Origin of the sequence: Cognatiluteimonas weifangensis (assembly GCF_003416885.1) — a bacterium.
GTDB lineage: Bacteria > Pseudomonadota > Gammaproteobacteria > Xanthomonadales > Xanthomonadaceae > Cognatiluteimonas > Cognatiluteimonas weifangensis.
In genome coordinates this window covers 18,645-33,211 of sequence record NZ_QVPD01000016.1, presented here as the reverse complement: position 1 = coordinate 33,211, position 14,567 = coordinate 18,645, and the positions used below count along the sequence as shown (strand labels likewise).

General features: G+C 72.1%; 12 protein-coding genes. 9 read left to right on the top strand and 3 right to left on the bottom strand.

The window, feature by feature from the left end:
• Positions 1-19 precede the first annotated feature (19 nt).
• Positions 20-637: a thymidine kinase gene (locus D0Y53_RS11955; RefSeq protein ID WP_117203550.1), complete on the bottom strand. Its 618-nt coding sequence runs from the start codon at positions 635-637 to the stop codon at positions 20-22.
• A gap of 144 nt (positions 638-781) precedes the next feature.
• On the opposite strand from D0Y53_RS11955, the gene D0Y53_RS11950 reads away from it, so the two are divergent.
• From D0Y53_RS11950 to plsB, 4 genes are all read left to right on the top strand, one after another.
• Positions 782-2,761, top strand: a complete 1,980-nt coding sequence (locus D0Y53_RS11950; protein WP_117203549.1) for a UvrD-helicase domain-containing protein — start codon at positions 782-784, stop codon at positions 2,759-2,761.
• Positions 2,762-2,846: 85 nt separating this feature from the next.
• Positions 2,847-3,740, top strand: a complete 894-nt coding sequence (locus D0Y53_RS11945; RefSeq protein WP_117203548.1) for a 5'-nucleotidase, lipoprotein e(P4) family — start codon at positions 2,847-2,849, stop codon at positions 3,738-3,740.
• A 1,077-nt stretch (positions 3,741-4,817) separates the two neighbouring features.
• The gene (locus D0Y53_RS11940) at positions 4,818-5,741 is read left to right on the top strand and encodes a hypothetical protein (protein WP_117203547.1); all 924 of its coding nucleotides are present in this window, start codon (positions 4,818-4,820) and stop codon (positions 5,739-5,741) included.
• Entirely contained in the window at positions 5,741-8,524 is a 2,784-nt protein-coding gene (gene plsB / locus D0Y53_RS11935; protein ID WP_117203546.1) for a glycerol-3-phosphate 1-O-acyltransferase PlsB, read from the top strand. The genes D0Y53_RS11940 and plsB overlap by 1 nt, the downstream gene beginning before the upstream one ends.
• A 4-nt stretch (positions 8,525-8,528) precedes the next feature.
• Here plsB and D0Y53_RS11930 read toward each other — a convergent pair whose 3' ends face one another.
• A complete protein-coding gene (locus D0Y53_RS11930; protein ID WP_117203545.1) occupies positions 8,529-9,206 on the bottom strand; it encodes a hypothetical protein in 678 nt (225 codons plus the stop codon).
• A 154-nt stretch (positions 9,207-9,360) separates the two neighbouring features.
• Here D0Y53_RS11930 and D0Y53_RS11925 point away from each other — a divergent pair, with 154 nt between their 5' ends.
• The gene (locus D0Y53_RS11925; RefSeq protein WP_117203544.1) at positions 9,361-10,473 is read left to right on the top strand and encodes a helix-turn-helix transcriptional regulator; all 1,113 of its coding nucleotides are present in this window, start codon (positions 9,361-9,363) and stop codon (positions 10,471-10,473) included.
• Positions 10,474-10,528: 55 nt separating this feature from the next.
• On the opposite strand, the gene D0Y53_RS11920 is transcribed toward D0Y53_RS11925, so the two are convergent.
• Positions 10,529-10,747, bottom strand: coding sequence for a YdcH family protein (locus tag D0Y53_RS11920; protein ID WP_199492062.1), 219 nt, complete (start codon positions 10,745-10,747; stop codon positions 10,529-10,531).
• Positions 10,748-10,880: 133 nt separating this feature from the next.
• Here D0Y53_RS11920 and ttcA point away from each other — a divergent pair, with 133 nt between their 5' ends.
• From ttcA to D0Y53_RS11900, 4 genes are all read left to right on the top strand, one after another.
• Entirely contained in the window at positions 10,881-11,768 is an 888-nt protein-coding gene (gene ttcA / locus D0Y53_RS11915) for a tRNA 2-thiocytidine(32) synthetase TtcA (protein ID WP_117203543.1), read from the top strand.
• Between the two features lie 199 nt (positions 11,769-11,967).
• Positions 11,968-12,873 (top strand): recombination-associated protein RdgC, encoded by a 906-nt coding sequence (locus tag D0Y53_RS11910; RefSeq protein ID WP_117203542.1) that lies wholly within the window; start codon positions 11,968-11,970, stop codon positions 12,871-12,873.
• 134 nt (positions 12,874-13,007) lie between these two features.
• A complete protein-coding gene (locus D0Y53_RS11905) occupies positions 13,008-13,787 on the top strand; it encodes a YgjP family zinc-dependent metalloprotease (RefSeq protein WP_117203562.1) in 780 nt (259 codons plus the stop codon).
• A gap of 271 nt (positions 13,788-14,058) precedes the next feature.
• The gene (locus tag D0Y53_RS11900) at positions 14,059-14,565 is read left to right on the top strand and encodes a hypothetical protein (protein WP_117203541.1); all 507 of its coding nucleotides are present in this window, start codon (positions 14,059-14,061) and stop codon (positions 14,563-14,565) included.
• The last annotated feature ends 2 nt before the right edge of the window (positions 14,566-14,567 follow it).

Here is a 14,567-nt window from a genome sequence, read left to right as displayed (position 1 = left end):
ACCGCGCGCGTACGCGCGCCTACAACAGCGGCGCCTGCAGCGGCGCGATCTCCGACTCGCCGCGCATGATCTTCTTGAACTCCGCACGCGACACCGACACGTAACGCTCGTTGCCGCCGATCTCCACCTGCGGCCCGGCCTGCAACGCGCGGCCCCTGGCGTCCACGCGCACGGTCATGGTCGCCTTGCTGCCGCTGTGGCAGATGGTCTTGATCTCCTGCAGTTCGTCGGCCCAGGCCAGCAGGTACTGGCTGCCCTCGAACAGCTCGCCGCGGAAGTCCGTGCGCAGGCCATAGCACAGCACCGGGATGCGCAGCTGGTCGACCACTTCGGTGAGCTGCCACACTTGGCTGCGGCTCAGGAACTGCGCCTCGTCGACCAGCACGCAGTGCAGCGGGCCGTTGTTGCCGACGCTGGTGCGGACCATGCGTTCCAGGTCGTCGTCGCGGCCGAACGCGGTGCCGTCGGCGCGCAGGCCGATGCGCGAGGCGACCGTGCCGGCGCCGTCGCGGTGGTCCAGGCGCGGACTCAGGATCGCCACCCGCATGCCGCGCTCGCGGTAGTTGTGCGCCGACTGCAGCAGGGTCGTGGTCTTGCCCGCGTTCATCGCCGAGTAATAGAAGTAGAGCTTGGCCATCGCCGCAGTGTAGGGCGGGGGCCGGCCGGCCGGAACCGGTCCGTCCGCCGGCGGCCCGTTGGTTCCGCCGCGCGGCGGCCGCTGCCGCGGGCGGCGGGCCTGACGCGGGCCCTACAATGGCGCCTGTCTCCGGCGATCGCTTCCATGCACGGTCTCAACCCCCCGCAACGCCAGGCCGTGCTGCACGTGGACGGTCCGCTGCTGGTGCTGGCCGGCGCCGGCAGCGGCAAGACCCGGGTGATCGTGGAGAAGATCGCGCACCTAGTGGCTTCCGGGCGGATGCCGGCGCGGCGGATCGCCGCGATCACCTTCACCAACAAGTCCGCGCGCGAGATGCGCGAGCGCGTGGCGCGCCGGCTCAAGGGCGACGCCGGCGAGGGCCTCACCATCTGCACCTTCCATGCGCTGGGCCTGAAGCTGCTGCAGATCGAGCACGCCAGGCTGGGCCTGAAGCGCGGCTTCTCGATCTTCGACGCCGAGGACAGCGCCGCGCAGATCAAGGACCTGCTGCCGCCGGGCAGCAAGCCCGATGCGATCGAAGCGGCGAAGGCGCTGGTCGCGCGCGCCAAGAACGCCGGCCTGTCGCCGCAGCAGGCCGCCGATGTCGCCGCCAGCGTGCGCGAGCGCGAGGCCGCGGCCCTGTACGCGCGCTACCAGCAGCGCCTGGCGACCTTCAACGCGGTCGACTTCGACGACCTGATCCGGCTGCCGGTACAGCTGCTGGAGTCCGACCCGGACTGCGTCGCCGCCTGGCGCGAGCGCATCGGCTACCTGCTGGTGGACGAGTGCCAGGACACCAACGACGCCCAGTACCGGCTGCTGAAGGCCCTGGCGGGGCCGCGCGGCGACTTCACCTGCGTCGGCGACGACGACCAGTCGATCTACGCCTGGCGCGGCGCCAACCCCGAGAACCTGCTGCAGCTCGGCCAGGACTATCCGGCGCTGCGGGTGATCAAGCTGGAGCAGAACTACCGCTGCAGCAACCGCGTGCTGCGCGCCGCCAACGCGCTGATCGCCAACAATCCGCACGCGCACCCCAAGACCCTGTGGAGCGGCAACGCCGACGGCGAGCGCATCCGCGTGTGGGAGTGCAAGGACGTCGCGCACGAAGCCGAGAAGGTCGCCGCCGAGATCCAGTTCCAGGCGCAAAAGCACGCAGCGCCGTGGAGCGACTTCTGCGTGCTGTTCCGCGGCAACCACCAGTCGCGCGCGCTGGAGAAGGCGCTGCAGCTGCTGCGCGTGCCCTACCACCTCAGCGGCGGCACTGCGTTCCTGGACCGCGGCGAGGTCAAGGACGCGATGGCGTGGCTGCGGCTGGTCGCCAACCCCGACGACGACGCCGCATTCCTGCGCGCGGTGGCCTCGCCCTCGCGCGGGGTCGGCGGCACCACCCTGGCCAAGCTCGCCGAACTGGCGCAGCACGCGCACCTGCCGCTGGCGCGCGCGGCCGAATCGATCGCATTGCTCAAGCAACTGCCGGCACGCGCCGGCAATGCGCTGCAGGAATTCGCCGGCATCGTCCGCGGCCTGCGCGCCGACGCCGCGAAGCTGGCGCCGACGGACCTGGTGCGCAAGCTCAACGAGCGCAGCGGCCTGCTGGCGATGCTGCGCGCGCAATGCAAAGACGAGGCGCAGTTCCAGGCGCGGCGGCGCAACCTCGACGAACTCGCCGACTGGTTCGACGGCGGCCGCAACGCCGGCCCCGGCGACCTCGCGGCGGCGCTGGCATTGCTGTCGCACGCCGACAAGGGCGAGGCCGGCAACCAGGTGCGGCTGATGAGCCTGCACGCGGCCAAGGGCCTGGAGTTCCGCTACGTGTTCATCGTCGGCGTCGAGGACGGCAACCTGCCGCACGAGGCCAGCCTCGAGGAAGGCCGTCTGGACGAGGAGCGGCGCCTGCTCTATGTCGGCATCACCCGCGCCAAGGAAGCGCTGTGGCTATCGCACGCGCGCGAAGCGCAAAGGTGGGGCGAGCGCCTGCGGCTGGCGCCCAGTCGCTTCCTCGACGAGCTGCCGGCAGCGGAACTGCAGCGCGACGGCGCCGATCCCGTCGCCGACGCGCAGCGCAAGGCCGAACGCGCCAGCGCCGGCTTCGCCGCAATCCGCGAGTTGCTGGGTTCGTAGGGCTTGCAGGAGCGGCGTGCGCCGCGCCTGCGACCGCACTGGGCCAGCCGATACACTTCGCACCTCGCCGCCACCGGAGTTTCCCATGCGTCTCCCCTTGTCCGTGCTGTCCGTCGTGCTGCTGGCCGGCTGCGCAAGCCTGCCGTCACCCGGACCGACCCCGACGCCGGTGCCGGCCGCGCAACCGGCCGCCGGCATCCAGGCGCCCGACGACGGCCTCAACGCCACGGTCTGGTTCCAGACCTCGGTCGAGCGCGACCTGGTGTTCCGCGAGATCTACCGCGCCGCCGGCCAGGTGCTGCCCGCCGCGCTCGCCGACACGTCGTGGGACGCGCTGGCCGCGGGCGACCGCGACAACGATCCGCGCACCCTGCCGCCGGCGATCATCGTCGACGTCGACGAGACCGTGCTCGACAACTCGCCCAACCAGGTGCGGCAGATCCGCAGCGGCCAGGAGTTCAACGACGCCGCGTGGGACGAATGGGTGCAGCAGCGCGCCGCGCAGCCGCTGCCCGGGGCGCTGGAATTCCTCGCTGCGGCGGCGCGGCAGGGCGTCACCGTGTTCTACATCAGCAACCGCGACGCCGCCCAGGCCGAAGCCACGTTCGACAACCTGCGCCGGGCCGGCTTTCCCATCGCCGGCGTCGGCCAGTTTTTGGGCAAGGGCACTGTGGTCGCCGGCTGCGTGGCGCGGGGCTCGGACAAGGGCTGCCGACGGCGTTCGGTCGGCCGCCAGTACCGGGTGCTGATGCAGTTCGGCGACCAGGTCGGCGATTTCGTCGATATCGCAGCCAACACCCCCGCCGGCCGCCGTGCCGCGGTCGCCCCCTACCTGGAGTGGGTGGGCCAGCGCTGGTGGGCGCTGCCCAATCCGATGTACGGCAGCTGGGAGCCGGCCCTGTTCGACAACGCCTGGCGCCAGCCGGCAGCCACTCGGCGCGCCGCCAAGGCTGCAGCCCTGGACGATGCGCGCAATTGAAATCAACAACTTGCCTATGGATTACTCAGGCATTGCATCAGGTATGAGTCCGCGCTAGCCTGCGGTCATCCGGCCACGCCGGAGCCATGCCACAACTGACTGTCCTCCGGCGCTGCCGGACTTGAGGAGGCCGCCTGGCCTCCTTTCTTTTCCCGGCCTTTCGGGGTGCGAACACCTCCCCGTGAGGCCGGACCCGGCCGCGGCGGGGTACACCGCGAAATCCATCCCCGATGCGAACCTCTGCGGGCGAAGCCGCAGGCCCGGCCCGTGCGGGACACGCCGTGAACATGTTTCAAGCGCGGACACCTTTGCGGGGAAGCCGGTGGCCAGCTTGCGCGGGACACGCCGCGAAGCCTTCCCTTGAGCGCGGAAGTTTCTGCGGGGAGAACCAGTAATGGGCGGAAGCATCTGCGGGGGAAGCCGGCGGCCCGGCCTGTGCGGGACACGCCGTGAATACGTCCCTGTAGGCTCCTCGGCGGCATCCATGCCGCCGACGGTCCCGCACAGGCCGGGCCACCGGCTTCCGGGCAAGTGAGTCGGCGTGCGTGGGAACCAGCCGAAGCGACGAACCTCCAGTCTCGCGAAGTCGCCGCCCGGCGGGCTGGGGGTGCGGAGAGTGGACCATGGATGGTCCACGCCCCGACTTAAAGACAGGAGGTCGTCAGGAGGGCGCAGCACCCCCAGCCCGCCGGGCGGCGACTCCCTCCGAAGCCGATCCTCCAAGTGCAAGCCATCGATGGCCTGCGCCCCGACTTGCACACGGGACATCGTCAGGAGGGCGCAGCACCCCCAGCCCGCCGGGCGGCGACTCCCTCCGAAGCCGATCTCGCAAGAGCAGGCCACGACTCGAAGTCAGGCCAGGCACAGCCTTCGCCCCAACTGGAAGGACATCGTCAGGAGGGCGCAACACCCCAGCCCGCTGGGCGGCGGCTCCGTCCAAAGTCGATCCCGGTGGCCGGAAGAACCTTTGCCCTTGCCGTGCGGCCACACGGCGACGGCGCGACCGGCGGCCTTGCCCGTACCCGCCGCCGCAGCCAAGATGCGGCTGCGCCGGGGAGGGCGCCCCGCCACATGCCGATGTCCGCAATCCCGCGTCGCGTCATCCTGCTGCTGAGTGCCGGCCTGCTCCTGGCCGGATGCCAACCCCCGCCGCCGCCGCCGCCAACGGCCGCCATCGCGGCCACCAAGCCGGCGCAGGCGGTGCGGCAGCTGACCGCGCACCTGCGCGACAACGAGCTGCAGGCGTTCGCCCGCGAGGCGGTGCCGCCGGAGCTGCACGGCCGGCTGGAAGCCGCCTGGCGCGAGGGCCGCACACGCTGGCCGCTGGACGAGCTGCCGTTCGGCTCGCGCCTGCCCGAGATGCTCGCGGCGCTGGCTGCGCCCGACGCCGAAGCGCACCTGCAGCAGGTCTTCGAGCGCCAGTTCGCCGGCGCCGACCGTGCCCTCAAGACCGCCGCCGCCTCGCTGGGCCTGTTCGGCGCGCAGTACGTGGCGCACGAGGCCGGCTACAGCGACGACGAGCGCCAGCACTACGCCCAGCTGATCGCCGCCATCAGCCAGTGGGGCGCGAGCGCGCCGCTGGGCGACCGCCAGCGCGCGCGGCAGGCGCTCGCGCAGCTGGCCGGCGCCGCCCGCCGCACCGGCCTGACCTCCGCCGCCGCCTTCCGCGAGGCCGGGATGGACGCCAGCCTGCGACGCCTGGGCCCGTTCGCGGCCGCCTTCAAGCAGGCGCTGACGGCCTATGGCCTGGACCTGGACGCCGACCTGGGCACCCTGGAGGCGAGCCTGCAGCAGCAGACCGGCGACCGTGCCCGGGTACGGATGCGCTACCGCCTCGCCGGCCAGGACATCGACACCGTGGTCTCGCTGCGGCGCGTGGACGGGCGCTGGTACCTGGCCGATTACCTGCGCCATGCCGAAGCCGCGCTGGCGCGCCCGGCCCCCGCGCACGCAGTGCCCTCCGGGACCGTCACCGGCCCCGGGCCGCGCGCTCGGCGATAATGGCGGCGATGCCGACCCAGCCGACCCTTCCGTTCCAGCCCCCCGAGGACCCGCCGCCCACGCCGGAACCGTCGCCTGCGGCGGTCGGGCCGACCACGCCGGAACCCGCGGCGGCCGCGGGCGACAGCGGCGCCGGGGAGACGGACGCAAGCGGGCGCGGGGCCGTGGCCGAGCGGGTTCCCGAGCAGGCCGAGTTGCCGATGGCCGCCGATCCGCGCGACCGCCCTTGGCACCGCGCCGCACCCCGCGCGCGCCAGCCGTGGTGGGCGCGCGGGCTGGGCAAGCTGCTGGAGCCCTGGATCGGACTGAAGGTCGAGCCCACCGGGGGGCCGCAGGTCGACGCGCGGCCGCTGTGCTACGTGCTCGAGGACTACGGCCTGTCCAACGCCCTGATCCTGGACCGCGCCTGCCGCGAGGCCGGGCTGCCCTCGCCGTTGCGGCCGCTGCCGGGCGACCCGCTCGGGCGCAAGCGCGCCTATGTCGCGCTGTCGCGGCGCAGCGCCGGCAGCGCGCTCGGGCGCGCCGCCAGCCTGGCCACCAACAAGCCGCTGCGGCCGGTGAAAACGCACTCCGGCTCGCTCGCCCGGCTGCTGCAGGCGCATCGCGCCGACCCGGCGCTGGACGTGCAGCTGGTGCCGGTGTCGATCTTCGTCGGCCGCGCCCCGGACAAGCAGAGCGGCTGGTTCTCGGTGCTGTTCTCGGAAAACTGGACCCTGGTCGGCCGCTTCCGCCGGCTGCTGGCGATCCTGCTCAACGGCCGCGACACCCTGGTGCAGTTCGCCCCGGCGGTGGACCTGCGCGCGATCGTCGCCGAGGGCCTGGACCCCGAGCGCACCGTGCGCAAGCTGTCGCGGGTGCTGCGCACCCATTTCCACCGCATCCGCGAGGCGGTGATCGGGCCGGACCTGTCGACCCGCCGGCTGCTGATCGACAAGGTGCTCAGCGCCGAGACGGTCAAGGAGGCGATCGCCGACCAGGCGCGCCGCGACGGCCGCAGCGGCAAGGGCGACGCCGACGCGTGGAAGAAGGCGCACGCCTACGCCTACGAGATCGCCGCCGACTACTCGCACCCGGTGGTGCGCTCGGTCTCGTTTCTGCTGACCTCGGTCTGGAACCGGATCTACCGCGGCGTGCTGGTGCACCACCTGGACAAGCTCAAGGCGGCCGCGCCCGGGCACGAGATCGTCTACGTGCCCTGCCACCGCAGTCACATGGACTACCTGCTGCTGAGCTACCTGCTGTACACCCGCGGGATCGTGCCGCCGCACATCGTCGCCGGCATCAACCTCAACCTGCCGGTGCTGGGCACCCTGCTGCGCAAGGGCGGCGCGTTCTTCATCCGCCGCTCGATCCGCGGCAGCGCGCTGTACTCGGCGGTGCTGGGCGAGTACGTCGCGCAGCTGGTGGCCGGCGGCTATTCGCTGGAGTACTTCATCGAAGGCGGACGCTCGCGCACCGGGCGGCTGCTGCAGCCCAAGGGCGGGATGCTGTCGATGACGATCCGCGCGTTCCTGCGCCAGCCCACGCGCCCGGTGCTGTTCCAGCCGGTGTACATCGGCTACGAGAAGCTGATGGAGGGCGCCAGCTACCTGGACGAGCTCAGCGGCAAGCCCAAGGAGGCCGAATCGATCTGGGCGCTGCTGTGGGGCATCCCGCGGGTGCTGCGGCAGAACTACGGCCAGGTGGTGGTCAACTTCGGCGAGCCGGTCGCGCTGGCCGAACAACTGGCCGCGTACGCGCCGCAATGGGACGGCAGCGCGCTGGACGACGACGACCGCCCGGACTGGCTGTCGGCGACCGTGGACGCCACCGCGCAGCGGATCCAGGTCGAGATCAACCGCGCCGCGGACGTCAATCCGGTCAACCTGCTGGCCATGGCGCTGCTGTCCACGCCCAAGCACGCGATGGGCGAGGCCGACCTGCTGGCGCAGATCGCGCTGTCCAAGACCCTGCTGGCGGAGGTGCCCTACGGCGAGCGCGTCACCGTCACCCCGCACACCCCGGCGCAGATCCTCGCCCACGGCGAGGAAATCGGCATGCTCACGCGCACGCCGCACCCGCTCGGCGACGTGCTCGGCGTGGACGGCGACACCGCGGTGCTGCTGAGCTACTTCCGCAACAACGTGCTGCACCTGTTCACCGCCTCGGGCTGGATCGCCTGCTGCTTCCAGCACAACCGGCGGATGCCGCGGCAGGCGGTGCTGCAGCTGGGGCGGACGATGTATCCGTTCCTCAAGGCCGAGCTGTTCCTGCCCTGGACCGAGGAGGAATTCGCGCAGCGGCTGGACCGCACCATCGAAGTGTTCGTGCGCGAGGGCCTGCTGCAGGTCGTCGACAGCGGCGGCGAGGACGACGGCGGCATCCTCGCGCGCAACGCCGGCCAGAGCGACGAGGTGTTCCGGTTGCGCGCCATCGGGCACGCGCTGCAGCAGGCGTTCGAGCGCTACTACATCGCGATCTCGGTGCTGTCCAAGAACGGCCCCGGCACCCTCGGCGCCGCCGAGCTGGAGAGCCTGTGCCAGCTGGCCGCGCAGCGGCTATCGCTGCTGTACGCGCCGGCGGCACCAGAGTTCTTCGACAAGTCACTGTTCCGCGGCTTCATCCTCAAGCTGCGCGAGCTCAAGCTGGTGTGGCCGGACGAGCACAACAAGCTGGTGTTCGACCAGCGTCTGGACGCCTGGGCGCGCGACGCCAAGGTGATCCTCGGCCGCGAACTGCGGCACACGATCGAGAAAGTCAGCCCGGAAGCGGCCAAGCCCGACGAAGCGACGCCCGCCGACTGAGCGCTCAGCCGCGCGCGGCCGGCGACCACAAGCCCTCGTGCAGGTCGCGCTGCACCCTGGCGGCGCGATGGGCGCCACGCACCAGCGCCGTCCACGCCGGCGCCTCCAGCGGCAACCGCTCCAGCAGCTGCCGGCGCCGCGGCATCATCGCGGCGAGCTGCCGCAGCCGGTACGCCAGCCAGCCGCCGCCGTGCGCGAGCGCGGGCAGTTCCGCCACCGCGCGGACGGCGGCGTGCGCCGGCCCGTCCATCGCCGCATCCAGCAGCGCCACCGCGCCCAGCACCGCGTGGCGATCGGCCAGCTTGCCCGCGGGCCACAGCCGGCAGGCGCTGCGCAGCGCCGGCGAGTCGTCGCGCGCCTCGACACCCAGGGCCTGCAAATCGCCATCGAGCGCCGCCGCGGCCGCCTGCAGGCATTGCGCCTGGGCGTCCAGCCATTGCGCCAGCGGCGAGGGCCGGGCGCAGGTCGCCTGGATCGGCTGCAGCAATTGCATCAGGTCGCGCCCGATGGCGCGTTCGGCGCGCAGCCACTGCGCGTAGCGGGCCGGGTCGACCCGGCCTGCGGCGAGCGCGCGCGCCAGACCGTCGCCCAGCTCGCCTTGCGCGGCGCGCACGCAGTCGCGCCAGAGCCGCCGTTCGTCGGCTCCATGCGCCTGTTCGTTCCCCTGGATCGGCCGTGTCATCGCCGCAGTACTGTGCCGCGCCTCCGCGCCCGACGCGGAGGCGCGCCCTCCCTGGCACACCATTGGACCGTCGATTCCCCCACCACGCCGCAAAAATGTCGCAGACTCGGCCTCGGTGCAGCTCCCAGACACGACTTGACAGGAACGCAGGCAGGTGCTCGGCCAGTCCGACTACGACGCATTGCTGGCCGACCTCTATGCCGGCACCGCCGAGCGCACGCGTCTGCAGCACTTCCTCGACCGCCTCAGCGCCGCCTCCGGCAGCCACCTCACCGCCCTGGTCTGCCAGGACACCGGCGAGCACGGACGCACCCTGCTGCTGGGCCGGGTGGAGCCGCGGCTGGTGCGGCGCTACCAGAGCGACTTCCGCTCGCCCGACGACCGGCTCTGGTTCCGGCGCTCGGCCGCGGCGATGCACACCGGCGCGGTGCTCGACGGCGACGACTGGGCCAGCCCGGCCGAGATCAAGCGCACGCGCTATTACGCCGAGTTCCTGCGCGAGATCGACACCCTGCACGCGGTCGCCCTGTGCGGATTGCGCACGCGCACCCGTACCGCGCTGCTGGCGCCATGCCGGTCCGAGCGCGCCGGCCCTTACGGCAGCGAGGAACTGGCGCTGTTCCGGCAGCTGGCGCCGCACTGGGTCAATGCCTACGCGCTGATGCTCGGCTTCGAGCAGCTGCAGGCGCACGCGGCGCTGTCCGAACGCGGCGACTGCGGATTGTTCCTGCTCGACGCTGACCTGCGCTGGAGCGGCGGCAACGAGGGCGCCGAGCGCATGGTCGCCGCCGGCTGGTGGCAGGGCCGCCACGGCGGCCGCCTCGACAGCCCGTCGGCGGTGACCCGCGCGGCGTGGCAGGGCGCGCAACGCCGGCTCGCGGCCGGGGCCGCGGCACTGCGTCCGAACACGATCCCGGTCTACGACCGGCTGGCTTCGCTGGTCGCCTTCGCCACGTTGCGGCCTTTCGGCGTCGCGGCGCCGGGCGAGGGCATGCCGAGTTTCGTGCTGTTCGTGCGTCCGCTGCAGGCCGGCGACGACGAGCGGCTGGGCGCGCAACTGCGGCACCTGTTCGACCTGACCCCGGCCGAAGCCGCGCTCGCCGTCGCGCTGCGTCGGCACGGCGACCTGCCGCAGGCGGCGGCCGCCCTGGGCATCGCCGAAGGCGGCGCGCGCACGCGCCTGCAATCGGTGTTCGACAAGACCGGCATGCACCGCCAGAGCGAGCTGCTGCGCATGCTCGACGTGCTCGCCGACGACCTCGCGTAGGGCCCGCACCAGCGCGCGCCGCGTCGCAGGTCGGGTTACGCCGGCTTGGGTGCGGCTACGCCGGCTCGTCGGGGATCAGCGCGCTCTCCAGCCGCGCGATCTGGTCCTTGAGCAGCAGCTTGCGTTTCTTCAGCCGCTTGACCGCGAGCTCGTCGGCGCCGCGGTCGGCCTGCAGCCGGACGATGGCTGCATCCAGCTCGCGGTGCTCCTGCCTGAGCAGGGCCACGCGCTGGGCGATGCGGGCGAGTTCCTCGGGACCGGTCGGCTGGGTCACGCGCCGAGCTTACCCGGATTCGGCCACAGGCCGATGGCCGCAAGCACGCGGAACCGCGGTCGCCCATTGCACCCCGCGCGGCCGGCCAGGAGTGCGCAAGCTAGAATGGCCGGCCCGGCTCGCCGCACAACGCATGTCCCCGCTCCAGTCCTTGCCCGCAATCCCGCCCCGCGCCGACAGGCAGCTGCACGAGCAGCACAAGCTCGGCAAGCGCCTGCGCCACCAGGTCGGCCGCGCGATCGCCGACTTCGGCATGATCGAGGACGGCGACAAGGTGATGGTGTGCCTGTCCGGCGGCAAGGACAGCTACACGCTGCTGGACGTGCTGCTGCAGCTGCAGAAGAAAGCGCCGGTGGACTTCAGCATCACCGCGGTCAATCTCGACCAGAAGCAGCCCGGCTTCCCGGAACACGTGCTGCCGGACTACCTGCGCGGCCTCGGCGTGGATTTCCACATCATCGAGCAGGACACCTATTCGGTGGTCACCCGCGTGATCCCCGAGGGCAAGACGATGTGCTCGCTGTGCTCGCGCCTGCGTCGCGGCGCGCTGTACACCTACGCCGAACAGCACGGCTTCACCAAGATCGCGCTGGGCCACCACCGCGACGACCTGGTGGCGACCTTCTTCCTGAACCTGTTCTTCCACGCCAAGCTGAGCGGCATGCCGCCCAAGCTGCTGAGCGACGACGGCAAGCACGTGGTGATCCGGCCGCTGGCCTACGTGCGCGAGGCCGACATCGAGGCGTATGCGCAGGCCAAGGGGTTTCCGATCATCCCCTGCAACCTTTGCGGCTCGCAGGACAACCTGCAGCGCAAGCAGGTCAAGCGCATGCTCCAGGCCTGGGAGCAGGAGTCGCCCGGCCGGATCGAGACCATCGCCCGTGCGCTTGGCGACATCCGCCCCTCGCAGCTGAGCGACCCGAAGCTGTTCGACTTTCTCGCCCTGGGCACTCGCGACGGCAGCGCGCTGCCGGATGCGCATGCCTGGCTGGGCGGGGAAACGCACGACCGTGCAACGTGAGGTCGTGACGTCGGGCGGAGGCACGGCGCCGCGGCCGGACGGCGCTGCGACGCGAAGTCCGCGTCCGGCTGCCACACGCCGGCGCGCGCCGCCCATGGCGCACCCGGCGCAGCCCGGCCACGCCGCCGTGCCCTCGCAACTTGAAGATTCTTGACTTCGTTCAGCACAAGCAACACCCCGTCTTCCAACTGGATCATCGATGTTCTTCCGCAACCTGACCCTGTTCCGCTTCCCCACTTCACTCGACCTTGCCGACCTGGACTCCCGCCTCGCCGCCTGCGCGCTCAAGCCGGTCGGCGCGCTGGAGCTGTCCTCGCGCGGCTTCGTGTCCCCGTTCGGCCGCGACGCGGAAGAGCTGTCGCACCGGATCGGCGACGCCATCTGGCTCAGCGTCGGCAGCGAGGACAAGCTGCTGCCCGGCGCGGTGGTCAACGACCTGCTGCAGAAGAAGCTGGCCGAGCTCGAGCAGAAGGAAGGCCGCCGCCCCGGCGGCCGCGCGCGCAAGCGGCTCAAGGAAGACCTGGTGCACGAGCTGCTGCCGCGCGCCTTCGTGCGCCCCGGCCGCACCGACGCCATCCTCGACCTGGAGCACGGCCTGTGCGTGGTCGACACCGCCTCGCGCAAGCAGGCCGAGAACGTGGTGTCGGAGATCCGCCACGCGCTGGGCAGTTTCCCGGCGCTGCCGGTCAATGCCGAGGTCGCGCCGCGCGCGGTGCTGACCGGCTGGATCGCCGGCGAGCCGCTGCCCGAGGGCCTGTCGCTGGGCGAGGAATGCGAGCTCAAGGACGCCGCCGACAAGGGCGCGGTGGTCAAGTGCCAGCGCCTGGAACTGACCGGCGAGGAGATCGGCAAGCACCTGGACGTCGGCAAGCAGGCGACGCGGCTGGCGCTGACCCTCGACGACCACGTCGGCTTCGTGCTCGGCGAGGACCTGGTGCTGCGCAAGTTCAAGCTGCTCGACGGCGCGGTCGACCAGCTCGAATCGAGCGAACGCGACGACCTGCGGGCCGAACTCGACGCGCGCTTCGCGTTGCTGGCAGGCGAACTCAAACGCCTGTTCAGCGTGCTCGAGCCGGCGCTCAAGCTCAGCCGCGTCGATGCCTGAAGCGCAGCGGCGCGGCTTCGCCGCAACGACGTAGCCGCAAGCACCCCGGCGCGCACCGTCGGCGACCCTGCGCGCGCGCCGCGAGCCCCGCGAACTGCGCATCGCGCGCCGGCCACGCTTCTACAATGACGGCCATGCCCGATCCTTTCCGCCTGCTCGCGCCCAAGCCCCGCGGCCTCGAACGCGACGCGGTCGAACTGGCGCTGGCCGACGGCCGCCGCGTGCAGGTGGCGCGGGTGCGCGATCCGCGCGCGCGCCGGCTGCGGCTCAGCGTCGACGAACGCGGCGCGCGTCTGACCTTGCCGCCACGCGCCAGCCTGGCCGCGGGCGAGCGCTTCCTGGCCGAGCACCGCGACTGGCTGGCGGTGCAGCTGGCGCAGTACGCGTGCGATGCCATCGCGCCGCTGCAGCGCGACGCTACCGCGACCTTGCCGTTGCGCAGCGCGCGGCTGCCGCTGCGCTGGGAGAGCGGGCGCTACGCGCGCCTGCGGCGCACGGACACGGCGCTGGTGTTCGCCGCACCCGCCGGTGCCGACGACGCCGCACTGCGGCGCGCGCTGCGCGATTTCTACACCGGCGAGGCGCGCGCGGACCTGGGCCGCTGGCTGCCGCGGCAGCTGCCGTCGCTGCCGCGGCCGCCACGGCGGGTGCAATTCAAGGTGATGTCCTCGCAATGGGGCTCGCTGGCGCCCGACGGCAGCGTCGCCCTGGACCTGTCGCTGGTGCTGGCGCGGCCGTCGGCGTTCCAGTACGTGCTGGTGCACGAGCTGTGCCACCTGATCCGCCCGGATCACTCGCGCACGTTCTGGCGGGAAGTGGAAACCCGCTGTCCGGCGTGGCGCGCAGAGCGCGATTACTTCCACGCCGAGGGCCGGCGCCTGAAGGCGACGCTGCGGATACTGCTCGGCAACTAGGCGCGGTCTGCGGCCTCGCCGCCATCCCCGCGCGAACGAGGACCGGCATTTGCGGCCGCGCCGATCATGGCCGCACCCGGACACGGGATCGAGTATCGCGCGGGTCCGGGACACGGGCGGACCGCGATTCCACTGCCGAGCGCCCTTGCCGCCGGCGCGACCCGCCAACGCCGATTGGGCCGACCTGCCCGCCGCGATGGCCGCTGGCAGCCGCTTTGCGCGTTCGGCTTTCGTTGCAGGCGTCGTGGGACGCCGTTCAGGGGAGCGAGCAATGCGCAAGTCGAAGGGGATTTTGGTGGCGGTACTGGCCGTGGCCTGCCTGGCCGCATGCGGCAAGTCGCCGGAGGAACGCATCGCCGAGGCGGCGATCGGGGCCATGACCGGCACAGCGGTGTCCGTCGACAAGGACGGCGAGAAGGTCACCTTCGGCAGCGGCAAGGACGCGATGACGATCAGCGGCGGCGACAGCGCGCAGTTGCCCGCCGGATTCCCCAAGGACGTGTTCCTGCCGGCCCGCTACAAGGTCGAGAGCGTGATGGATTCGGCCGGCTTCACGATGGTCTCGGTGCGCGCGCCGGGGAAGGTGCCGGTGGTGGCCGCGGCCGCGCAGAAGCACATGCAGGGTGCCGGCTGGAAGCAGTCGATGGCGGCGATGGACGACGACACCAACCACCTGCTGGCCTACGAAAACGCCCGCGGCACCGCGCTGCTGTCGTTCACCACCGACGAGGGCGAGGGCGTGGTCTACAGCGTGCAGCTGTCGCAGAAGCAGCCGTAGCC